20 protein-coding genes are annotated in these 20,812 nt (G+C 73.8%); 10 read left to right on the top strand and 10 right to left on the bottom strand.

Annotated elements, in window-relative coordinates; all coding sequences use genetic code 11:
- The coding region (locus AB0I42_RS14065) for a discoidin domain-containing protein (protein ID WP_357537333.1) at positions 1 to 1,051 on the bottom strand (1,051 nt) is incomplete at its 3' end.
- Between the two features lie 518 nt (positions 1,052 to 1,569).
- Between AB0I42_RS14065 and AB0I42_RS14060 the strand changes: the two genes are divergently transcribed.
- The 3 genes from AB0I42_RS14060 (at position 1,570) to AB0I42_RS14050 (ending at position 3,336) form a co-directional block, all read left to right on the top strand.
- On the top strand, positions 1,570 to 2,436 hold the full coding sequence (locus AB0I42_RS14060; RefSeq protein WP_357537331.1) for an ATP-grasp domain-containing protein: 867 nt from the start codon (positions 1,570 to 1,572) through the stop codon (positions 2,434 to 2,436).
- Positions 2,437 to 2,564: 128 nt separating this feature from the next.
- On the top strand, positions 2,565 to 2,876 hold the full coding sequence (locus AB0I42_RS14055; protein ID WP_357537329.1) for an STAS domain-containing protein: 312 nt from the start codon (positions 2,565 to 2,567) through the stop codon (positions 2,874 to 2,876).
- 13 nt (positions 2,877 to 2,889) lie between these two features.
- A complete protein-coding gene (locus tag AB0I42_RS14050) occupies positions 2,890 to 3,336 on the top strand; it encodes a response regulator (RefSeq protein WP_357537327.1) in 447 nt (148 codons plus the stop codon).
- On the opposite strand, the gene AB0I42_RS14045 is transcribed toward AB0I42_RS14050, so the two are convergent.
- Positions 3,330 to 4,679 carry an ATP-binding protein gene (locus tag AB0I42_RS14045; RefSeq protein ID WP_357537325.1) on the bottom strand — a complete coding sequence of 450 codons (1,350 nt, stop codon included), beginning with the start codon at positions 4,677 to 4,679 and terminating at the stop codon, positions 3,330 to 3,332. The two genes, AB0I42_RS14050 and AB0I42_RS14045, sit on opposite strands and share 7 nt — an antisense overlap.
- The gene (locus AB0I42_RS14040; protein ID WP_357537323.1) at positions 4,676 to 5,368 is read right to left on the bottom strand and encodes a response regulator transcription factor; all 693 of its coding nucleotides are present in this window, start codon (positions 5,366 to 5,368) and stop codon (positions 4,676 to 4,678) included. The genes AB0I42_RS14045 and AB0I42_RS14040 overlap by 4 nt, the downstream gene beginning before the upstream one ends.
- 35 nt (positions 5,369 to 5,403) lie before the next feature.
- Here AB0I42_RS14040 and AB0I42_RS14035 point away from each other — a divergent pair, with 35 nt between their 5' ends.
- A complete protein-coding gene (locus tag AB0I42_RS14035) occupies positions 5,404 to 6,009 on the top strand; it encodes a hypothetical protein (RefSeq protein WP_357537322.1) in 606 nt (201 codons plus the stop codon).
- Between the two features lie 23 nt (positions 6,010 to 6,032).
- Here the strand turns inward: AB0I42_RS14035 and AB0I42_RS14030 are convergent, their stop codons facing one another.
- A complete protein-coding gene (locus AB0I42_RS14030; protein WP_357537320.1) occupies positions 6,033 to 6,809 on the bottom strand; it encodes an ABC transporter permease in 777 nt (258 codons plus the stop codon).
- Entirely contained in the window at positions 6,806 to 7,810 is a 1,005-nt protein-coding gene (locus AB0I42_RS14025; protein WP_357537318.1) for an ATP-binding cassette domain-containing protein, read from the bottom strand. Before AB0I42_RS14025 ends, AB0I42_RS14030 begins: the two co-directional genes overlap by 4 nt.
- Positions 7,811 to 7,915: 105 nt before the next feature.
- Here AB0I42_RS14025 and AB0I42_RS14020 point away from each other — a divergent pair, with 105 nt between their 5' ends.
- Positions 7,916 to 8,686, top strand: a complete 771-nt coding sequence (locus tag AB0I42_RS14020; protein ID WP_357537316.1) for a TetR/AcrR family transcriptional regulator — start codon at positions 7,916 to 7,918, stop codon at positions 8,684 to 8,686.
- Positions 8,687 to 8,735: 49 nt separating this feature from the next.
- Positions 8,736 to 9,371 carry a hypothetical protein gene (locus tag AB0I42_RS14015; RefSeq protein WP_357537314.1) on the top strand — a complete coding sequence of 212 codons (636 nt, stop codon included), beginning with the start codon at positions 8,736 to 8,738 and terminating at the stop codon, positions 9,369 to 9,371.
- Here the strand turns inward: AB0I42_RS14015 and AB0I42_RS14010 are convergent.
- Both AB0I42_RS14010 and AB0I42_RS14005 read right to left on the bottom strand, forming a co-directional pair.
- The gene (locus tag AB0I42_RS14010; RefSeq protein ID WP_357537312.1) at positions 9,326 to 10,456 is read right to left on the bottom strand and encodes a glycosyltransferase family 9 protein; all 1,131 of its coding nucleotides are present in this window, start codon (positions 10,454 to 10,456) and stop codon (positions 9,326 to 9,328) included. The two genes, AB0I42_RS14015 and AB0I42_RS14010, sit on opposite strands and share 46 nt — an antisense overlap.
- A complete protein-coding gene (locus AB0I42_RS14005; RefSeq protein WP_357537310.1) occupies positions 10,449 to 11,624 on the bottom strand; it encodes a glycosyltransferase family 4 protein in 1,176 nt (391 codons plus the stop codon). Before AB0I42_RS14005 ends, AB0I42_RS14010 begins: the two co-directional genes overlap by 8 nt.
- Before the next feature lie 174 nt (positions 11,625 to 11,798).
- On the opposite strand from AB0I42_RS14005, the gene AB0I42_RS14000 reads away from it, so the two are divergent.
- Positions 11,799 to 12,569 (top strand): enoyl-CoA hydratase/isomerase family protein, encoded by a 771-nt coding sequence (locus AB0I42_RS14000; protein WP_357537308.1) that lies wholly within the window; start codon positions 11,799 to 11,801, stop codon positions 12,567 to 12,569.
- A gap of 9 nt (positions 12,570 to 12,578) precedes the next feature.
- On the opposite strand, the gene AB0I42_RS13995 is transcribed toward AB0I42_RS14000, so the two are convergent.
- Positions 12,579 to 13,202: a LysE family translocator gene (locus AB0I42_RS13995; RefSeq protein ID WP_357537306.1), complete on the bottom strand. Its 624-nt coding sequence runs from the start codon at positions 13,200 to 13,202 to the stop codon at positions 12,579 to 12,581.
- A 70-nt stretch (positions 13,203 to 13,272) separates the two neighbouring features.
- A complete protein-coding gene (locus tag AB0I42_RS13990) occupies positions 13,273 to 16,395 on the bottom strand; it encodes an amino acid adenylation domain-containing protein (protein WP_357537304.1) in 3,123 nt (1,040 codons plus the stop codon).
- 211 nt (positions 16,396 to 16,606) lie between these two features.
- On the opposite strand from AB0I42_RS13990, the gene AB0I42_RS13985 reads away from it, so the two are divergent.
- The 3 genes from AB0I42_RS13985 to AB0I42_RS13975 are packed head-to-tail and all read left to right on the top strand — an operon-like array spanning position 16,607 to position 19,571.
- Positions 16,607 to 17,785 (top strand): argininosuccinate synthase domain-containing protein, encoded by a 1,179-nt coding sequence (locus tag AB0I42_RS13985; protein WP_357537303.1) that lies wholly within the window; start codon positions 16,607 to 16,609, stop codon positions 17,783 to 17,785.
- Positions 17,786 to 17,838: 53 nt separating this feature from the next.
- The gene (locus AB0I42_RS13980; RefSeq protein WP_357537302.1) at positions 17,839 to 18,822 is read left to right on the top strand and encodes an aldo/keto reductase; all 984 of its coding nucleotides are present in this window, start codon (positions 17,839 to 17,841) and stop codon (positions 18,820 to 18,822) included.
- Positions 18,819 to 19,571: a hypothetical protein gene (locus tag AB0I42_RS13975; RefSeq protein ID WP_357537300.1), complete on the top strand. Its 753-nt coding sequence runs from the start codon at positions 18,819 to 18,821 to the stop codon at positions 19,569 to 19,571. The genes AB0I42_RS13980 and AB0I42_RS13975 overlap by 4 nt, the downstream gene beginning before the upstream one ends.
- Before the next feature lie 263 nt (positions 19,572 to 19,834).
- Here the strand turns inward: AB0I42_RS13975 and AB0I42_RS13970 are convergent, their stop codons facing one another.
- Entirely contained in the window at positions 19,835 to 20,722 is an 888-nt protein-coding gene (locus AB0I42_RS13970; RefSeq protein ID WP_357537298.1) for a universal stress protein, read from the bottom strand.
- Positions 20,723 to 20,812: the final 90 nt, after the last annotated feature.

Here is a 20,812-nt window from a genome sequence, read left to right as displayed (position 1 = left end):
AGCCGGTGACGCCGACGTTGTCGGTGGCGGCGTTCCAGGTGAGGCGGATCTGGCCGGTGGCCGGCTGGGTGTAGGCGAGGTTCGTCGGGCCGGACGGCGGCTGGGTGTCCCCGGTCGTCGGGCCGTAGACCTCGAACTCCGACAGTTGCGCGGCCGGCCACACATTGTTGGCCGTCACGTGCACCCGCAGGTAGCGCACCGTGGTGGTGTTGAAGTCGATCGTCACGGTGTTGTTGGCGGCCGGGTTGAAGACCCGCCCGGCCGACGCGGACACGGTGCTGAAGGTGCTGCCGTCGGTGCTGCCCTGCACGCTCAGCGTCTGGGTGCGGGTCTCCCAGCCGGCCGGCAGCTTGAGCACGGCCCGGTTGACGGCGACGGCGGCGCCGAGGTCGACGCGGAGCCACTGCGGGAAGGCGTTGTTCGCGCTCTCCCAGTAGCTGGCCTGGTTGCCGTCACCGGCGTTGCCCGGCCCGTACGGCGCGTTGCTGCTGCTCGACGTCAGCGGCCGGCCCTGGGCCAGGTTGCCGCTGCCGCCGGTGGTGGCGCCGTAGACCTCCAGTTCGGCGATCTGCGCGGCCGACCAGCCGGTGTTCGCGGTGACGTGCAGCCGGACGAAGCGGGTGTTGGTCGCCGGGAAGTTGATCGTCACCGTGTTGCCGTTGCCCGGGTTGAAGGCGTACCCGGTCGAGCCGACGATGGTGGCGAAGCTGGTCCCGTCCGGGCTGCCCTGCACGGCCAGGGTCTGGGTCCGGCTCTCCCAGCCCGTCGGGAGCTTGAGCACCAGCTGGTCGATGCCGACGCTGCTGCCGAGGTCGATCTGGGCCCACTGCGGGAAGGCGTTGTTGGCGCTCTCCCAGTAGGTGCCCGGGTTGCCGTCGTTGATCCGGTTGGCGGTGTGCTCGGCGTTGGAACTGCTGGCCGTGGCCGCCTTTCCCGCCGCCAGGTTGGGGCCGCCGGCCGCCGCGGCCGGCAGGGCCGGTGCCGCCGACACGGCGAGCCCGGTCGCGAGCGCCGCCGCGATCAGCCGCCACGCTGCATGTTTCCTTCTCATTCGTTCCTCAAGCTCTCATGGTCTCGGGGGTGTGCGAGGAGCCGGGACCTGGTCGGGTGGTGGCCGGGCGTCGCCGGTCGGGCCGACCGTCTGGTGTGGTTGCCGTGGCGCGGATCGTGGCGGCCGGGGGAGTGCCACGTGGTGTCGGGGGCGGTGCCCACGGTGGACCCCGGTCGCGCGGCGGGTTGGTCATCGCGGGCCTCCCGGTGACCGGTCCTGAACGGACGTGAACATGGATGGTGAGCCTGTCCAGAAGTTGCGGACAGAAGTTCGGTGTCAAACATGTCCTTGCCGCAATTTTGCGGAGGGTCGGCCAAATGTTTCAGACGCGCGACGGTCGCGTCAACGGTTGAAGTCGATGGATGTAGTCCTGGCCGGACCGTCGCGGCGATTCATGGTGATACGTCCCGATCGACACCACCCACCCCGCCGGCACCTCGCCGGACCCGTCGGCACCGAGCAGGTAGGGATGGCCCCGCCGGCCCGGTCCGGTGGCCTCCCTGCGGCACGATGTGCCGGTGATCCTGCTGCTGCCCGCCGACCCGATGCGCCCGCGCCGACCCGACGAACACTTCGCCGCCGAGGCGACGGCAGCCCGCGACCTGGGATTCGACGTCGTCCTCGTCGACCACGACGCGCTGGCCCGGCCCGCCGACCCCGAAGGGCCGGCGCCCGCCCGCACCGTGGCCCGCACCGCCGCGACCGGCGCAGCCTTCTACCGGGGCTGGATGCTGCGCGCCGGGCGGTACGCCGCCCTCGCCGCCGTGCTGCGCGAGCGGGGCATCGCCCTGCGCACCACGCCGGAGCAGTACCGCCGGGCACACGAGTTGCCCGGCTGGTACACCGACCTGGCCGACGTCACGCCGTACTCGGTCTGGACCACCGGCGCCGACCGGGCCGGCTTCGACCGGGCCCGCGCCGCGTTCGGGTCCGGTCCGGCGGTGCTGCGCGACCACACCAAGTCGATGAAGCACCACTTCGACGAGGCGGCCTACATCGCCGACGTCGCCGACGCCGACGCCGCGTGGCGGGTCGCGTCCCGGTTCCTGGAACTGCGCGACGACGAGTTCGTCGGCGGGCTGGTGCTGCGCCGCTTCGAGCGGTTCGTCTCGGCCGAGGTGCGCACCTGGTGGGTCGACGGGCGGCCGGCGCTGGTCACCGCCCACCCGGACACCCCGGACCGGCCGGCCCCGGCGGACGTCGACCTGTCCGAGGTCGCGCCGCTGGTCGCCGCCCTCCGGCTGCCGTTCGTCACGGCCGACCTGGTCCTGCGCGACGACGGCCGGTGGCGGGTCGTCGAACTCGGCGACGGCCAGGTCAGCGACCGCCCGGCCGGCACCGACTCGGCCGACCTGCTCGCCGCCCTGCGGCCCGCCGCCCGCTAGCCGGCGTCGAACCGGCCACCGGCCACCGGCCACCCGGGCGTACGGCAGACCGACCGCCCGTCGATACGGTGTGGTCGGCGGCGCGTACGCTTGCTCCACGGCAACTATCGGGACGAGGGAGAGCGGTCTTGACGCTGGCCATCACGCGCGGTGAGTCCGACGGCACGGCCGTACTGCGCCTGTCCGGCGAACTGGACATGGCCACCGTGCCCGTGCTCAACTCCGGTGTCGACGAACTGCTGGGCGACGGTCGGCACCACATCCTTCTCGATCTGGAGGGGTTGGCCTTCTGCGACTCCGCCGGCATGGCCAGCTTCGTTCGGGGCGACAACGAGTGCGCCGCACGTGGCGGCTGGCTGCGGCTGACCGGCTTCACCGGTCCGGTCGAGCGGGTCCTGCGGGTCACCGGGCTGGTCGAAGTCCTCAACTACGAACACTAGGCAGGTAGCAACGATGGTCGAAGCCCCCGCCACCCCCGTCCGGATCCTCGTCGTCGACGACGACGCCGGCGACGTGCTGATGATCGAGGAGGCGCTGGCGGACTCCGGCATCGACAAGACCATCGACATCGTCGGCGACGGTGAGGAGGCCATGGAGTTCCTGCGCCGCGAGGGCCGCCACCACGACGCCCAGCGGCCGGACATGATCCTGCTGGACCTCAACATGCCCCGGATGGACGGCCGTCAGGTGCTGACCCAGGTCAAGAGCGACGAGAGCCTGCGGACCATCCCGATCGTCGTGCTCACCACGTCCAGCGCCGACAACGACATCCTCGGCAGCTACACGCTCCAGGCCAACGCCTACGTCACCAAGCCGATCGACCTCGACGAGTTCAACGAGGTCGTACGGCACATCGACCAGTTCTTCGGCCGGATCGTGGTGCTGCCCCGGCGTCAGTGACCCGGCGCGCCGCGCGCCGGCTCCGGCCGGCCCCGGCGGAACCGCCGCCCCCGGCCGTCCGCCGGGGGCGCGGCAACCGGGCGGTACGACATCTCCACCCGCGCCCCGCCCAGCACGTCACCACGGTCGATGACCAGCCGCCCGCCTGCCTCGGCGGCGACCCGGCGCACGATGTCCAGCCCCAGCCCGGTCGACCGGGCCCCGCTGACCCCGCGCCGTACGGCCGACGCCGAGTCGGCGATCCCCGGCCCGCCGTCCTCGACGGTGAGCGCGTCGCGGGTCAGCGTGATCCGGAACGGCGTGCCGGCGGCGGTGTGCCGGAAGACGTTGCCGAGCAGGGCGTCGACCGCGCCGATGACGTCGGCCCGGCCGGCCGCCAGCCACACCGGCTCGGACCCGCCCCGCACCTCCCACCGCCGGCGCTGGTGGGTCGCCGGCACCGTCCAGAACGCCAGCCGGTCGGCCAGCACCTCGGTCAGGTCGGTCACCTCCGGTTCCGCGCCGGGTGGCGGCCGGCGGGCGCTGAGGATGATCGCGTCGATCTCCGCATCGAGCGCGTCGACCGACTCGCGTACCCGGTCGGCCGCCCCGCCGGGCGGTAGCGCGTCGGCGTCCAGCCGCAACGCGGTCAACGGCGTACGCAGCCGGTGCGACAGGTCGGCCGCCCGCTCCCGTTCGGCGTCGACCAGCGACACGATCCGGTCCGCCATCGTGTTGAACGCCGTACCCGCCTCGGCCAGCTCGACCGGGCCGGCGGGGCGTACCCGGGTGGTCAGGTCCTCGGCGCCGAACCGGCGGGCGGCGCCGGACAGCTCGCGGGCCGCGGTCACGACCCGGGCGCCGAGCCGGTCGGCGAGCGCCACCGACCCGGCCACCAGGACCGCGGCCAGCCCGGCCATCGCCAGCCACGCCGTGCCGACCCCACGCCGCAGGTCGGCCGTCGGCACGAACACCTCGACGACCGCGGTCCGGCCGCCGTCGAGCGCTGTCGGCTGCAGGTAGGCCAGCCCGCCCGGGACGTGCGCGGTCACCGGGTGGCGGCGGTCGCGGACCAGGGCCACGTCGGCGGCCGCGGCCCGGGGCGTGCCGACCGGTTGCTGGTCCGGCAGGTGCAGGACCAGCCGGTCGTCGGCGCCGGCGGCGGTCGTGGCGGCGGCGCGGGCCAGCACCGCCCGGTCGTCGGTGACCGCGATCGCGGCGACGATCGCGGTGGCCTGCTGGCGGGCGTCGGCCAGCGCCCGGTCGTGCGCGATCTGCTGCGCCAGCAGGGCCAGCGGCAGCAGGAACGCCAGCGCCACCATCGACGTCGCCGCGAGCGCGCCGCGGACCAGCGCCGACCTCACGACGGACCGACGAGCATGATCCCCACGCCGCGTACGGTGCGCAGCAGCCGGGGCTGCGCCGCCGTCTCGCCCAGCTTGCGGCGCAGCAGCGAGATGTGCGCGTCGAGGGTCTGGTCGCCGCCGACGAACGGCTGCCGCCACACGTTGACGAACAACTCGTCGCGCGGCACCACCCGGCCGGCCCGCTCGCCGAGGTACGTCAGCAGGTCGAACTCCTTGCGGGCCAGCAGCAGCGGCTGCCCGTGCAGGGTCGCGGTGCGGGTGTTCGGGTCCAGCCGCAGCGGCCCCACCTCGACCGGCGGCGGCAGCTCCGACCCGGCCGGCACCGACCGGCCCCGGCGCAGCACCGCCGCGATCCGGGCCTGCACGTGCGCGGCCGAGAACGGCTTGGTCACGTAGTCGTCGGCGCCGGCGTTGAGCAGCCTGATCACGTCGTTCTCGCCACGCCGGGCCGTCGCCACGATGATCGGCACGTCGCTGACCGCGCGGATCATGACGAGGGCGTCGGCACCGTCCATGTCGGGCAGTCCCAGGTCGAGGATGACGACCGCCGGTGGCCGGGCGGTCACCTCACGCAGCGCCGCGAGGGCACTGTCCACCGGGCAGACCGCGTAACCGGCCTCGGACAGCGCGTGGGTCAGCGCGCGCCGGATCGCCGGGTCGTCTTCGACCAGGAGCACGAGGGGCATGGTGGCACCGTACCGACGTTGACAAGATGGGCGGCATGGGTGGATGGCGGGCGGTGGGCCGGTTCGCGGCGTGGGCGACGGCCACCGCGCTCAGTGCCGGGCTGGTCTGGCTCGGCCTCCAGCCGGTGCTGCGGACCGCCGTACCCGACCGGGTCGAGGTCGAGACCGGCGCCGCGCTGCGCGATGCCGGCGACGGGGTGACCGCGCCGCCCACCCCGACGCCGCCGGTGCCGGTCACGCCGTCGACCGGCACCGGGTCGCCCGGACCGGCCACCCCCACCCCGACCGGTCCGGGCACCCCGACGCCGCGCCCGTCCGGCTCCCGGTCGCCGGAGCCGACGGTGGTCCGTACCACCGCGCCCGCGGCCACCGTGGACGGCTGGACGGTGATCACCGAAGGCGACGGGAGCACGTCCTACCTGCGCCAGTTCGACGTGCCCGGCGGTACGACCACGATCCGGATGACGCCGGGGCGGGTGCACCTGGTCTCGGCCACCCCGCGTCCGGGGTACACGATGGACACCCTCCAGGGGCAGCCGGACCGGCTGGTCGTCCGGTTCTGGACCAGCGACCGCATCCACACGGTCGACGCCATTTGGTGGAACGACCGGCCGTACGCCGAGGTCTCCGACAACGCCTGAGCCGGTCCGGCTACCGGGGCCGGCTACCGGGGCCGGCGGTGCCGGAAGAGCACGCTGGACGCGGCGTAGCCGACCACCAGGAGGCCGCCGAACCAGGCGACCGCCGCCGGGACCGGGTTGTCGACCGGTACGTCGGTCAGCAGCCCCCGGATCGCCTCGATCATCGGCGTGATCGGCTGGTGCTCGGCGAACCCGCGCAGGAACCCCGGCATCGTGTCGGTCGGCACGAAGCCGCTGCTCAGGTACGGCAGGAAGAGCACCACGAAGGTGAACGCGCTGGCCGACTCGACCGAGCCGGCCAGCATGCCGAGGAAGACCGACACCCAGGACATCGCGAGCATGAACAGCACCAGCAGCCCGATCGCGGCCAGCCATTCCAGCGGCCCGGCGGTGGGCCGGAAGCCGGACGCGAACGCCACCGCCAGCACCAGCACGGTGGCGAACAGGTTGCGGGTGACGCTGGCGACGACGTGGCCGGTCAGCACCGAGGAGCTGAGGATGGGCAGCGACCGGAACCGGTCGACGATGCCGTTGACCATGTCGGCCGCGACGGCGACCGCGGTGTTGGCCGACCCGTAGCCGGCGCAGAGCAGCATCACCCCCGGCACCACGTACGTGACGTAGGCGGTGCCGGTGTCGATCGCGCCGCCGAAGATGTGCACGAACATCAGCATCAGCATGGTCGGCAGGATCGCGCCGAGCAGCAGCGTGTCGACACTGCGCATGGTGTGCCGCAGGCTGCGCCCGATCATGACCAGCGAGTCGCTGGCCGCCCAGTAGAGGCGGGCGTGGGTGCTCATCGGTTCTCCTTCACGGCGGTGGACGCGCCGCCGGTCCGGGCCGGGGCGGTGGCGGGGGTCGGCCCGGCGGTGGTAGTGCCGGTCAGGGCCAGGAACGCGTCGTCGAGGGTCGGGCGGTGCAGTTCCACCCGGGTGACGGCGACGTCCCGGGCCGCCATCGTGTCGAGCAGGGCGCGCAGCTGGGCGGCGCTGCCGTCGGTGGGCACGCTCACGGTGCGGCTGTCCCGGTCGGGGCGTACGGCCCGGTCGCCGAGGTCGCGGACGGCCCGGTCGAAGTCGTCCAGGCCGGCCAGCCGCAGCTCCACCCGCTCGTCACCGACCTGCGCCTTGAGCTGTTCGGCGGTGCCCTCGGCGATCACCCGGCCGCCGTCGACCAGGGTGATCCGGTCGGCGAGCCGGTCGGCCTCCTCCAGGTACTGGGTGGTCAGCAGCACGGTGACGGCGGTGGCGGCGAGTTCGCGGACCATGTCCCACATCGCCTGGCGGCTGCGCGGGTCGAGGCCGGTGGTCGGCTCGTCGAGGAAGATCAGCGGCGGTTCGGTGACCAGGCTCGCGGCGAGGTCGAGCCGGCGGCGCATCCCGCCGGAGTAGGTGCGGACGATCCGCCGCCGGGCGTCGGTGAGGTCGAAGCGTTCCAGCAGTTCGACGGCGCGCCGCCGGGCGGCCCGGCCGCCGAGGCGCCCGAGCCGGCCCATCATCACCAGGTTCTCCTCGCCGGTGAGCAGTTCGTCGACGGCGGCGTACTGGCCGGTGAGGCTGATCGAGGCGCGCACCCGGTCGGGGTGGCGCAGCAGGTCGTGGCCGGCGACGGTCGCGCCGCCGCCGTCGGGGCGCAGCAGGGTGCTCAGGATCCGGACCATCGTCGTCTTGCCCGCGCCGTTGGGGCCGAGCAGGGCGTGGATGCTGCCCCGGGCGACGGCGAGGTCGACGCCGCGAAGCGCGGTGAACTTTCCGAAGGATTTCGTGATCCCGCTGGCCCGGATGATCGGGTCGTCGGTCATGGCAACCTCTCAGGAGCGAAACTGTGTATGTCGTACACGTATCTGTGTAGGTTATACGCAGTTTTAGGATGGGGGTCAAGTGCCGACCGACCGACGCGGGTGACGATGGACGACAACGCCATGACCGAGCTGCCGCCGACCCTGGAACTGCTCTGGGGGCGGCGCGAGCGGCCCCGCCGCGGGCCCAAACCCGGGCTCAGCCTGGAGCGCATCGTCGCCGCCGCCGTCGAGATCGCCGACCGCGAGGGACTCGCGGCGGTGTCGATGAGCCGGGTCGCCGAAGAGGTCGGGTTCACCACGATGTCGCTCTACCGGTACGTCGCCAGCAAGGACGAACTGCTCGCCCTGATGGCCGAGACCGCGATGGGCTCGCCGCCCGAACCGCCACCGGCCGAACAGGGCTGGCGGGCCGGCCTCGCCGGCTGGGCGCGGGCGCTCATGGCCGGATACGAGCGGCACCCGTGGTTCCTGCAGGTCCCGATCAGCGGCCCGCCGCTCGGCCCGGTCCAACTGTCCTGGCTGGAGAGTGGCCTGCAGATCCTCGCCCCGACCCGGGTCGAGGACTACGAACGGGTCGCCGTCATGCAACTGCTCAGCGGCTTCGTACGCAACGAGGCGCAACTGCGGATCGACCTCGTCCGGGCGGCGACCGCCGCCGCCGCGCAGGAGGGCGGCCCGCCGCCGTCGTACGGGGAGATGCTGCGCCTGCTCGTCGACGCGCGGCGGTATCCGGAACTGTCCCGGATCACCGCCGCCGGAAGTTTCGACGACGCCGGGGGATACTCGGACGAGGAGTCGGAGTTCGGTCTCCAGCGCATCCTCGACGGCGTCGCCGCCCTGGTCGACGCCCGCGAGCGCGAGCCGGCCGCCGGCTGAGGGCGGCGCTGCGGCCGCCGTGTCGCACCGCACCGCTAGCCTGGCCGGCGTGTCGAACCGGTCATACCTGTGCGTGAGCACCTACACGAGCATCTATCCCGCCTTCGCCAAGTCCGACTACGACCCGAAGCTCAACACCGTGGCCGCCGACGTCAACTGCGTACCGCTGCTGTGGCTGGCCATGTTCCGCGCCGCCGACCTGCGGACCGAGACCTTCGAGGTGACCGAGGGCAGGCACACCGAGAAGGTGGTGGCCACCGCGCCGGTCGCCCCGGTCGAGCGGGCCCTGACCCAGCTCGACGTGGCGGTGCCGGTGCTGGAACGGCTGTTCGGCGAGCCGCTGGCGGCATACGCCGCGCTGCTCGGTGCCGGCGTACGGGCCGGCGAGGGCGACCACGTCACCATCGAACTGGAGGAGATCGCCGTCCTCGAGGGCGACGAGGAGGGCTACTACGACAAGCTCCGGCTGGCACTGGCCAGCCTCGACGGGCCGGGCGACGCCACCGCCGACCGGGACCGGCTGGCCGACCTGGCCCAGCTCGGCCCGGCCCGGCCGTTCCCGCCGGCCCGCCTTCTGCTCGACGACATGGACGCGACCGACGACGACTACTGGAACTACTGCCGGCTGATCGGGGCGAGCTACCTGCGCCCGGTGCCCTGGGAGACCGAGGACGACGCGGCCTGACCCCGGTCCGGCCCGGCCGCCCGGCGGACCGCGGCGGCGACCGTGCCGGGGTCGATGTCGGCCATGCACGCCGGCCCGGCCGGCGACAGCGGGCAGTCCGCGGTCCACCAGCAGCTCTGCTCGCTGATCGTGGTCGGCTGCCGGTGCGGGCAGTCCGGCCGGCCCTGCAGGTCGACCGACAGGCCACCGGGCGACGCCGGGCCGGTTCGCGTGGGGTTGGCCGGCGCCCCCGTGCCGGCCGCCAGCGGTGCGGCGGCGGCCAGGCCGTACCGGCGGGCGTCGGTCGGGCCGAACAGGGCCACCGTGCCGGCCCCGGCCGCTGCCGCCACCCGCACCGGTCCGGTGTCGGCGCCGACGACCACCCCGCCGCGCCGGCCGGCGGCGGCGAACAGCGCGGCCAGCCGGCGCAGGCCGGTCCGGGGCAGCAGCGGGCACGGCGGCGGCCGGCCGTCCGGGCCGCCGACCGCGAGCACCGGGTAACCGTCGTGGCGCAGCAGCCGCACCAGTGCCTGCCAGTGCCGCCGCGGCCAGCGCTTGACCCCCATCCCGGCGTCGACCACCAGCAGCACCGGCGGCCGGCGGTTCTCCCGGGGCAGCCACGACGCCATCATCAGCTCGCCGTCGTCGAGTTCCTCGGGGCGCAGCCGCAGGCGGGGGCGGGTACCGACGTCGGCGGCGTCGATCAGCCCCTCGGCGTACAGGATCCGCAGGTAGCGCTCGCCGACCGGCTGGTCCGGCGGCGGCCGGCGCCACAGGTCGGTCACCGCCCGCCCGGCACCGTCCTCGAGCAGGGCGGGGATGGCGTCGTACCGGGTCGTCGTCACCGCCAGGTCGGGCCGGTGCAGCGCCAGCGCGTCGACCACCGCGGCCCGCTCGGCCCCGGAGTGCCCCTGACCGATAGTGATCACTTCGGTGACCGCCGGGTCGCCGCGCAGCAGGTCGCCGCCCGGCTCGTGGGTCAGCACCCGCAGCGCCGCCGCCGGATGCCGCCGGGCCAGGGCGTGCACCGCCGGGAGCAGCATCACCAGGTCGCCGAGCCCGCCGAGCAGGTCGACGACCAGGATCTCCCGGTACGGCTCAGTCATCGCCGACCCCCAGCAGACGCTCGTACGCGGCCCGGTGCGCCGCGGCGACGCCCGGCCAGGAACGGCGGGTCGCCACCAGCCGCCCGGCGCGGGCCAGCCGCCCGCGCAGCGCCGGATCGGACAGCAGCCGGTCGGTGGCGCGGGCCACCGCGGCCGCGTCCCGCCGCCGGTCGATAACCGCCACCGTCACGCCGTCGACCAGGTCCGGGTCACCCGCCGGCGCTGTGGTGACCGCCGTCGGCAGCCCGTGCGCCAGCGCCGCCACCAGCGCCCCGCTCTTGGTCGTCACCCCCTCGCAGAACGGCAGTACGGCGCCGTCCGCCGCGTGCAGCGCCTCCGAGACCTCCGGCGCCGGCAGGTAGCCGGTGAACGTGACCGCGTCGCCGACGCCGTGCGCGGCCGCGATCCCGGCCAGCTCGGCCCGGAAGGCGTCGGCCTGCGCCTCCGGCAGCGCCCGCGACGTGAAGCCGCCGACCACCGCCAGGTGCAGCGCCGGATGCCGGGCCCGCAGCCGGGGCAGCGCCTCCAGCAGGTAGCGCACCCCCTTGACCGGATGCACGAACCCGAAGAACACCAGCAGTACGGTGTCGGCGGGAAGCCCCAGCCGGCGGCGGAACCGGCGCCGGGCACCGGTCGTCGCCGCACCGTGGTCGTCGACGTTCGCCGGCACCGGCACCCGCAGCGGGCGGCGGCCGGTCCGCTCGGTCACCACCGCCGCGTGCGCGTCGTTGGTGACCAGCACCAGCTCGCTGCCGGGCACCAGCCGCCCGCTCTCCCGGTCGACCCGGGCGGCGCGCTCCAGCCGCCGCCACACCCGGTCGGGCAGCCACGACGGCGCCGCCCACGAGCCGTACTCGTGCAGGGTCGTCACCAGCGGGACCGAACGGGGGAGCAGCGGCGGCAGCAGCAGGCCGGGGCGGCCGGAGAACCGGAACGCCGACGGGGCGAACTGCACGTGCACCAGATCCGGGGCCAGCCGGCGGACACTCCTGGCGGCCCCGCGTACGGCGCCGAGCCAGCCCCCGGCCCGGCCCGGTGCGACGGACACCCGCGACACGTGCACGTCGACCTCGCGCAGGGCCGCCTCGAGCCGGCGGGTGTAGTCGGCGACCCCGTCGAGGGTCGGGTCGCCCGCCCCGCACACCATCGCCACCCGGACCGGTCGCACGCCACCCCCGTCCACCGGCGCCGGCTTCCCGTACCGGGGCCCGGCAAACCACCCCGGGGACCTGCCCGAACCTCCGACAGGGCCGCCTCGGTGGTCGCGCTACTCGATGTACTGGCGTACGTTGGCGACGCGGCAGCCTGGGTGGGCCGCGCACCAACGGACCTCGGAGACCACGTGAACGGACCGGACGACTCGGTGACACTGCGACGTGACGGGAGGCTGGCCAGCGTCATCCTCAACCGTCCCGCGCGCCGCAACAGCTTTGATCTGGCGATGCTCGGTCGCTTCGAGGAGGTGTTGCACGAACTGGGCCGGGACTCCCGGGTGGAGGTGGTGGTGCTCACCGGCGCCGGCACCGAGTTCTGCGGCGGCACCGACCTCGACGCGCTGGCGACCCTGGACGTGGCCACCACGATGCACGTGCAGCGGCGCACCGCCGAACTGGTGGAGCGGTGGTTCCGCCTGGAGCAGACGACGGTGACGGCCTTCAACGGGCCGGCGAGCGGGGCGGGGGCGGTGCTCGGGCTGGCCAGCGACCTGCGGGTCGCCGCCGACACCTGCTTCTTCACCTTCCCGGAGGTGACCTTCGGCGCCCCGCTCACCTGGAGCGGGATGGCGATCCTCGCCGACCTGGTCGGTGCCGACCGGGCCAAGCGCTGGCTGCTGCTCGGCGACCGGATCGAGCCGGCCGGGATGCTGCGCTACGACCTGGTGACCGAGGTGGTGCCGGCCGAGCGGCTGGCGGTGACGGCGGCGGTGCTGACCGACCGGCTGCTCGGCGTGTCGCCGGTGGGCCGTTCCATGATCAAGCGGGCGGCGCGGCTGGCCGGTCCGCGCTTCGAGGCGTCGGCGGCCGACTCCTACCTGGGCGCGCTCAGCCTGGCCCTGCTGCCCGCCGGCGAGAACGGCCACGAGGTGGTGACCCACCGGCGGGCGGCCGGGTGACGGCCGGCCTCAGGTGATGACCAGCCGGGCGGCCAGCGCGAGGAAGACCGTGCCGGCGATCCGGTTGAGCAGCTTGTCGACCTGCCTGCGGCGCAGCAGGAACGCGCTCGCCTTGCCGGCGACCAGCGCGATCAGCGCGTCGATGACGAAGCCGACGATGACGAACAGCAGGCCGAGCACCAGCAGCTGCACGGCGGTGCCGCCCCGCTCGCGGTCGACGAACTGGGGCAGGAACGCCAGGTAGAACAGCACGATCTTGGGGTTGAGCAGGTTGGTGACGGTGGCCCGCCAGAGCACCGTACGCAGCGGGACCCGGGGGCGGTCACCCACCACCGGCGGCTTGCCGCTGTCGATCCAGGACCGGATTCCGATGTAGACCAGATAGGCCGCGCCGGCCCACTTGATGACGTCGAAGAGCATGGGGGCCGCCGCCATCAGGGTGGCCAGTCCCAGGGTGACGGCGAGGGTGTGCACGAGCATGCCGACCGCCATGCCCGCCGACGCGACGACCCCGGCCATCGGCCCCTGACTGATCGCGTGCGCCAGCACGTAGATCATGTCCGGCCCCGGGGTCAGGCAGATGACGACGATGGCGACGACGAAGATTGCCAGGACCCCGGGGTCGATGGGCATGAGTTGAACACCGTTTCACTGGGCGGGTCGGGCGGACGCGCGGCGCTGTGCCGGCGGCCGGCGGGTGATGTTATCGATGTATCACCTCGTCGGCCAGCCCCTCGACGAATGCGGTGAGATCGTCCAGCGGCGAACCGGTGAGCAGCGTGACGCCGGTGGCGGCGTGGTCGTCGGCCCGGCGCACCGTGAACCTACCCGAACTGTCGGTGAAAAGTGTGTCCACGGCGGCCGGCGTCTCGTCGCCGTCACCGTCCGGAGCGGGCAGCAGCATGGCCACCCGGACCAGCCGCTGGTCGGCGCCGTGCCGCTCGACCAGGTCGGTCAGCCGCTCGTGGAACAGCGCGTAGCCGCCCCACCGGGCGCCGGTGCGTTCGACCAGCCGGTCGAAGAGGTCGCCGAAGCGCAGCGACACCGGCCGCAGCAGGTGGACCCGGTCGCCGCCGGGCCGCCGGCCGCAGGCGGCCTCGGCCAGGAAGCGGCCGATCAGGTCGGCCGGCAGATGGTCGATCACCGCCGAGGTCGGGAAGACGATCCCGGTACGGGCACACGCGTAGACCAGCGACTGGGCCAGTGACGCCGGGTTGGCCACCCCGGTGCGCCGCGACGGCCAGACCTCGCCCAGCCGGTAGACGACCGAGTCCAGCCCCTGCGCCCGGGCGTTGTCCAGCAGTTGCTCCATCACGTACTTGGACTGGCTGTAGCCGTCGGACGGCAGCAGTTCCGGCACCGGTGCCTGGTCCTCGTCGAACCGGCCGGCGGCGTCCGGGACGTGCCCGGCGGCGAGCGCGGAGAACGTCGACACCGCGTGCACCCGGCAGCCCCGCCCACGGGCCGCCAGCCGCAGCAGTTCCCGCGTGCCGAGCACGTTGGGGGCCCGGTGGTCGGCGTAGTCGTGCAGGAAGTTGACCAGCGCGCCGGCGTGGACGATGCCGTCGGTCCGCTCGGCGAGCCGGTCGAACGCCTCCGGCGCCAGGCCGAGCCCGGACGTCGCCAGGTCGCCGGCGAGCACCCGCAGCCGGTCCTCGGCGAACGCCTTCTCGGCGTGGGCGAGCGCGTCGAACAGCCCGTAGTCGCGCAGCGCGGCGGTCAGCCGGTGCCGGGCCGCCTCGTCGTCGCGGGCGCGGACCAGGCAGGTCAGGTCGACGTCGGGCCGGCCGAGCAGCTCGGCGAGCAGGTGCGCGCCGACGAACCCGGTCACCCCGGTGACCAGCAGCCGCCGCGACCGGTCCGGCGGCCGGGGCAGGCCGGTGGCCGGCGGCGGGTCGGGCAGCGCGTCGCGGGCCAGCGCGGCCGGGTCCAGTTGCGCGCGGACCGGTGCCCCGCCGGCGACGAGTTCCGCCTGGGCCCGGACGGTGTCGGCGGCGAGCAGGTCGGCGATCGCGACGGGCCGGCCGAGCCGTACGCCCAGCAGCGCGCCGAGCCGGTGCGTGAGCAGGGAGGTGCCGCCCTGGTCGGCGAACCGTTCGGTGACCGACACCCGGTCGCGGCCCAGCACCTCGCGCCAGACCGCGGCGACCAGTTCCTCCTCGGGCGACCCGGGCGGGGTGTACGGCAGGTCGGGCGCCTCGGTGTCCGCGTCGGCCCGTAGCGCCAGCGCGCGCCGGTCCACCTTGCCGTTGGGGGTCAGCGGCATCCGGTCGAGGATGGTGAGTCGTTTCGGGACGGTCTCGGCCGGCAGGTGCTTGCCGGCGCTGAGCAGCAGTTCGGCGGTGTCGACCGGGGGCTCGCCGGCGCGCAGGGTCACGTACGCGACCAGGGCCCGGCTGTCCTGGTCGCCACGGGCCACCACGACCGCGTCGCGGACCGTCTCGTGCTCGCGCAGCGCCCGCTCGATCTCGGCCAGTTCGACCCGTACCCCGCCGATCTTGACCTGGTCGTCGCGCCGGCCGCCGAACATCAGCAGGCCGTCCGCGGTGACGTGGCCGAGGTCGCCGGTGCGGTAGATCAGCGGCCCGGTGATCTGGGGGAACGGGTTGGGCACGAAGACCTGGTCGGTGCGGGCCGGGTCACGCAGGTAGCCGGCGCCGACGCACTCGCCGCCGATCCAGATCTCGCCGGTGACGCCGGCGGCGATCGGGCGGAGCTGGTCGTCGAGGACGACGGCGGCGGTGTTGGGGATCGGCCGGCCGAGCGGGACCGGATCGTGGTCCGGTCCGATGTCGTGGAAGACCGACCCGATCGAGCACTCGGTCGGACCGTACGTGTTGGTGATCCGCAGGTGCGGCACGAGCTGCTGGAGGCGGCTCAGCACGGGCAGGGTGGCCGCCTCGCCGCCGACCAGCATCCGGCGCAGCGGGGCGAGTTCGGCCCGCAGGTCGGGGCGGACCTCGATCAGTGTGACCAGCGCGCTGAGCACCGACGGTACGAAGTCGGTGATGGTGACGCCGTAGCGGCCGATGGTGCGGCAGGTGCCCTCGAGGTCGAGGATGCCGTCGCGGTCGGGCAGGACGACGGTGCCGCCGGTGACCATCGGCCACAGGATCTGCCACATCGAGGAGTCGAAGGTCGGCCGGCTGTTCTGCAGGACGATCTGTTCCCGGCCGTCGCCGAAGTGGCCGGACATCGCGGTGAGCCGGTTGACCAGACCGCGGTGCCGGTTCAGCGCGCATTTCGGGGTGCCGGTGGAACCGGAGGTGAAATAGCCGTAGATCAAGTCCTGCGGGGCGGGGCGGGGCACGTCCGGCCGCTCGGCGTCGAGGGTGCGCAGCGGCTCGCCGGCCGGGGTGACGCCCTCGTGGTCGAGCACGACGGTCCGGTCGCCGAGGTCGAGCGCGCGCAGCGTGTCGAGGGTCGGCGGAACCGCGAGTACGGCCCGGGGGGCCAACTGCGAAAAGATGACCTCGAGCCGTTCTATCGGCCAACCTGGATCGATTGGAACGAATGCTGCGCCGAGTTTGACTGTCGCGAGTAGACCGGCGACGAAGTCGGGTCCGTCGGCGATGAACAGTGGGACGAGGTCGCCGTGGCGAACGCCGATTCGGTCCAGTCGTTGTGAATATAGGTTGGCAATGTTGTTAATTTCACGGAAGGTCAGTTGTAGGTCCCGGTAGCGGACCGCGATCCGGTCGGGATTCGTGGTGACCTGCTGTTCGAACAGGTCAATGACGGTCAGGTGGCCGGGGAAGTCGCGTTTTGTGCCAATTCCCGAGCGCAGTACGCCCTCGTAAGGCGTATCGGGCAAATGAACATCCATGCCTCATACCTCGGCTATTGTTAAATGTCCTCTAGGTGGCACGTGCTATCGCTGATGATGGGCGGCGCGGACCTTCGCACAGTAGATATGTATCTATGTTGATTGCAATATTGACATCCGGCTATGGCGCTGTTAGCGTGGCGCAGCAGTGATTCCGGCACGCCCTGACGCGTGTCCTATTTGTCAGCTCGAAGTGCGGAGGCGTCCGGCTGTGATCATCGAGGATCTCGCCGCCCGGCGGGTGGGCGTCGTCCAGGGCGGAGGGCTGTCCAGCCTCGCGCTCGGGCTCTGGCTGCGCGAGCGGGGCGTCGACGCCCATCACTACGTCGCCGACATCGGCCAGGGCGGCCCGGACGACCTCGCCGCCCTCGTCGACTCGCTGCGCGGCGCCGGCCTTCCGGCCACCCTCGTCGACCTGCGCCCGGCGATGGCCGAACTCGGCCTCGACCTGCTGCGCTACCAGGCCCGCCACGACGGCGGCTACTGGAACACCACCGGCGCGTCCCGGCTGGTCCTGGTCGAGCGGCTCGCCCCCGCGCTGCGGGCCGACGGCCGCACCGTGCTCGCCCACGGCTGTGTCGGCGGCGGCAACGACCAGCGCCGCTTCGCCCGCTACGGCGCCCGGCTCGCCCCCGACCTCGGCGTCTACGCGCCCTGGATCGACCCGGCCGCGCTGGCCCGGTTCCCGAACCGCGCCGCCATGTACGCCGCCGTCACCGGCGCCGGCCTGTGGCTCGACCCCGGCAGCGACGCCGACCGCTCCACCGACGCCAACCTGGCCGGCGCCTCGCACGAGTCGACCGAGCTCGAAGACCTCGCCACCCCGGTCGCACCGAAGACCCTCGCCCCACGCTGGAGCGCCTGGCCCGCCGACGCGCCGGCCGACGGCGGATCCGTCACGGTCACCATCGAGGCCGGCCGGGTCACCGACGTCGACGGTCAGGGGCCCGACCCGGTCGCCGTGCTGACCGCCGCCAACACCCTCGGCGCGACGCACGGGAGCTGGCTGCGCGACGTCGTCGAGCGCCGCATCATCGGCACCCGCTGCCGCGGCGTCTACGAGGCCCCCGGCCTGGAGGTGCTCGACGTCGCCTGGCACAAGGCGCTCGAGGTCACCCTCGACCCCTACTCCCGCACCCTCTACGAGCAGCTTGCCGGCGCCCTCGGCGCCGCGGTCTACGAGGCCCGCTACCGCGACCCGGTCGCCGCCGCGGCCCGGGCCGCCCTCGACGCGCTGACCGGGTCGGTCAGCGCCACCGTCGAGCTGACCCTGCGCGGCGGTGCCGTCACCGCGGCCGGGGTGCACACCCCCGGCGGTGACGCCGACCGGCAGACCCGGTTCGGCACCGGCGGCCACCAGTGGCGGAACCTCGCCCCGGCCGCCGCCTGACAACCTCTCACCGGGCGACCCCCGGGAACACTTCCACGGCACGGAGGCGATGCATGCGTTACCGCAGGTTCGGGCGGCTCGGCTGGTCGGTCGGCGAGGTCGGCTACGGGATGTGGGGGATCGCCGGCGGCGAGGGCGGCTGGAGCGGCGCCGACGACGAGACCGGCAACGCCGCCCTGCGCGCGGCCGTCGAACTCGGCTGCAACTTCTTCGACACCGCCTGGATCTACGGGCGGGGCCACAGCGAGGAACTTCTCGGCGACCTCCTGCGGGCGGAACCCGACCGCCGGCTCTACGTCGCCACCAAGATCCCGCCGAAGGACCGGCGCTGGCCGTCCACCCGCGAGTCCCGCCTCGAGGACGTCTTCCCGCCCGACCACATCCACGAATACGTCCACAAGAGCCTCGCCAACCTCGGCGTCGAGCGGATCGACCTGCTCCAGTTCCACGTCTGGGAGGACGCCTGGGCCGACGACCCCAGTTGGCAGAAGGCCGTCACCGACCTGCGCGACCAGGGCCTGGTGGAAGGGATCGGGATCAGCATCAACCGGTGGGAGCCGACCAACGTGGTCAAGGCCCTGCGCACCGGGCTGATCGACGCCGTCCAGGTCATCTACAACATCTTCGACCAGGCGCCCGAGGACGAGCTCTTCGGCGTCTGCGACGAACTCGACATCGCGGTGATCGCCCGGGTGCCCTTCGACGAGGGCACGCTCACCGGCACCCTGACGCTCGACAGCACCTGGCCCGAGGGCGACTGGCGCAACAGCTACTTCGTACCGGAGAACCTGGCCGCCAGCGTGGCCCGCGCCGAGGCGCTCGGCAAGGACGTCCCCGACGGCTGGACCATGCCCGAACTCGCCCTGCGCTTCATCCTCCAGCACCCGACGGTGAGCACCGTCATCCCGGGCATGCGCAGCCTGCGCCACGTCCGCGCCAACCTTGCCACCAGCGGCGCGGCGCCGCTCGACGACCAGCTCATGGCCACCATGCGCCAGCACCGCTGGGACCGCGAACCGACGGAGTGGTCGCAGTGACCGACCCCGTCATCGCCCTCTGGGCGGCACCCCGCACCAGGTCGACCGCCTTCCTGCGCATGATCATCGAACGCGGTGACCTCATCGTCGTGCACGAGCCGCTGTCCAACCTGGCCGCCCTCGGCACGGTCGACATCGGCGGCACCCCGGCCACCTCCGAGACCGAGGTCCTCGACCTGCTGCTCGACCTCGCCGCCACCTCCGGCAAGCGGGTCTTCGTCAAGGAGACCACCGACTACCGCTACCCGGCCGTGCTCGCCGACCCCCGGCTGCACACCCACCTCGTCAACACGTTCATGATCCGTGACCCGGCCGCCGTCGTCGCCTCGCACTACGCGATGAACAAGTCGGTCGACCTCGACGAGATCGGCTTCGAGCGGCTGCACGAGATCTTCGAGGCGGTTCGCCTGCCGCTGGGCGAGGCCCCGGTCGTCATCGACGGCGACGACCTCGTCGCCGACCCGGAGGGCGTCGTCGCCGCGTTCTGCGCCCGCACCGGCCTGCCGTTCGACCCGGCCGCCCTGCGGTGGGAGCCGGCCACGCGCAAGGAGTGGGACCGCACCCGCGACTGGCACCAGGACGTCGAACGCAGCACCGGCTTCACCAGCCAGAGCACCGCGCACGCCGTACGCGTCGACAACGACCCCCGGCTGGCCGCGCTCGCCGCCCACCACCGGCCGTTCTACGAGCGGCTCCACGAGCACCGGCTGCCGCCGCGTGCCGCCGCCGGGCAGCCCGCCGGTTCCTGACCCGGACCGCCGGCCCGTCTCCCCGCGGGCCGGCGTCGCACGAGGCACCCCACCGACCGGTCACCGGTCCGTGGGGTGCCTCGCGGGTGCCGGAGGATCCGCCCGACCCGCCGATCCGTCCGGCCCGTCGCGGGGTGATCGCTGGCCGCCGGGGTCGCCGGGGGAGTCGGACCGCGCGGCGGCCAACGATCACCAGGGCCCGACCTGGCCGTGCGGTCGGGCCGGGGTGGGGCGCCGGTCGGCAACCCGGCGCCGCCCACCCGTCACAGGTCGTCCGTCGCCCCCCCGCCGGGCAGTTCGCGTACGACCGCCACCGGGCAGTGGCCGTGGTGCAGGAGCTGCTGGCTGACCGAACCCATCAGCAGCCCGCGGAAGCCGCCCCGGCCGCGCGAGCCGACCACGACCAGCTGGGCGTGCCGGGTCGCGTCGATCAGCGTCCGGCCGGGGGCGTCGGCGACCACCTCGCTGGTCACCCGCACCTCGGGCCAGCGGTCCTGCCAGCCGGCCAGCAGGTCGCGCAACTCGGCCCGCTCCAGGGCGCCGACCGCCTCGGGGTCGAAGGCGACCGGGGGTGCCTCCGCCGCCGGCGGCTTCCAGGCCCGCACCACGTGCAGCGGTACGTCCCGCCCGGCCGCCTGCGCGAACGCGTAGCCGAGCGCCAGCACCGAGCACGGTGAGCCGTCGACGCCGGTCACCACGTGCCCGCCGAAGCGGGGGGCGGTGCCGCGGACGACGACCACCGGGCAGTGCGCGTGGGCGGTCACCGAGACCGTGGTCGAGCCGACCAGCAGGCCGGCGAACCCGCCGTGCCCCCGGCTGCCCAGCACCACCAGCCCGGCCCGCCGGGACAACTCCTGCAGCCGTACGCTCGGCGGCCCGTCGACGGTGCCGGCCCGTACGGTGACCGTCGGATGGCTGGCCGCGGCGGCCGCGACCGCCTCGTCCAGCATCGACGCGATCTCCTTGCGCGCGGTGTCGTCGGGCCACAGCAGCGGCGCCGGTGCCAGCGGCACCGAGGCGCCGAACGGCTCGAACGCGTACGTGGGGTGGACCGGCGCACCGGTCCGGGCCGCCTCGTCCAGCGCCCACCGCAGCGCTTCCCGCGCACCGGGGGAGCCGTCGTAGCCGACGACGATCGGTCGGATCTCCATCACTGCCTCCTACCCGGCGGGCCTTCCGTGGTCACCTCCATCAGACGCCCCGGGCCGGCCGGCGGGGCAGAGGCGTACGGCCCGGCCGGT

It is taken from the genome of Polymorphospora sp. NPDC050346 (assembly GCF_040655695.1).
Taxonomy (GTDB): Bacteria; Actinomycetota; Actinomycetes; order Mycobacteriales; family Micromonosporaceae; genus Polymorphospora; species Polymorphospora lycopeni.
This window is presented reverse-complemented; position numbering and strand designations above follow the sequence as displayed.

What these genes read in the sequence shown, in the direction of transcription:
- AB0I42_RS14030 (WP_357537320.1), bottom strand. Translation starts at nt 6,809, where the DNA reads ATGAGCACCCACGCCCGCCTCTACTGGGCGGCCAGCGACTCGCTGGTC.
- AB0I42_RS13980 (WP_357537302.1), top strand. Translation starts at nt 17,839, where the DNA reads ATGCGTTACCGCAGGTTCGGGCGGCTCGGCTGGTCGGTCGGCGAGGTC.
- AB0I42_RS14035 (WP_357537322.1), top strand. Translation starts at nt 5,404, where the DNA reads ATGGGTGGATGGCGGGCGGTGGGCCGGTTCGCGGCGTGGGCGACGGCC.
- AB0I42_RS14010 (WP_357537312.1), bottom strand. Translation starts at nt 10,456, where the DNA reads ATGACTGAGCCGTACCGGGAGATCCTGGTCGTCGACCTGCTCGGCGGG.
- AB0I42_RS13990 (WP_357537304.1), bottom strand. Translation starts at nt 16,395, where the DNA reads ATGGATGTTCATTTGCCCGATACGCCTTACGAGGGCGTACTGCGCTCG.
- AB0I42_RS14025 (WP_357537318.1), bottom strand. Translation starts at nt 7,810, where the DNA reads ATGACCGACGACCCGATCATCCGGGCCAGCGGGATCACGAAATCCTTC.
- AB0I42_RS14040 (WP_357537323.1), bottom strand. Translation starts at nt 5,368, where the DNA reads ATGCCCCTCGTGCTCCTGGTCGAAGACGACCCGGCGATCCGGCGCGCG.
- AB0I42_RS14020 (WP_357537316.1), top strand. Translation starts at nt 7,916, where the DNA reads ATGGACGACAACGCCATGACCGAGCTGCCGCCGACCCTGGAACTGCTC.
- AB0I42_RS13995 (WP_357537306.1), bottom strand. Translation starts at nt 13,202, where the DNA reads ATGCCCATCGACCCCGGGGTCCTGGCAATCTTCGTCGTCGCCATCGTC.
- AB0I42_RS14050 (WP_357537327.1), top strand. Translation starts at nt 2,890, where the DNA reads ATGGTCGAAGCCCCCGCCACCCCCGTCCGGATCCTCGTCGTCGACGAC.
- AB0I42_RS13970 (WP_357537298.1), bottom strand. Translation starts at nt 20,722, where the DNA reads ATGGAGATCCGACCGATCGTCGTCGGCTACGACGGCTCCCCCGGTGCG.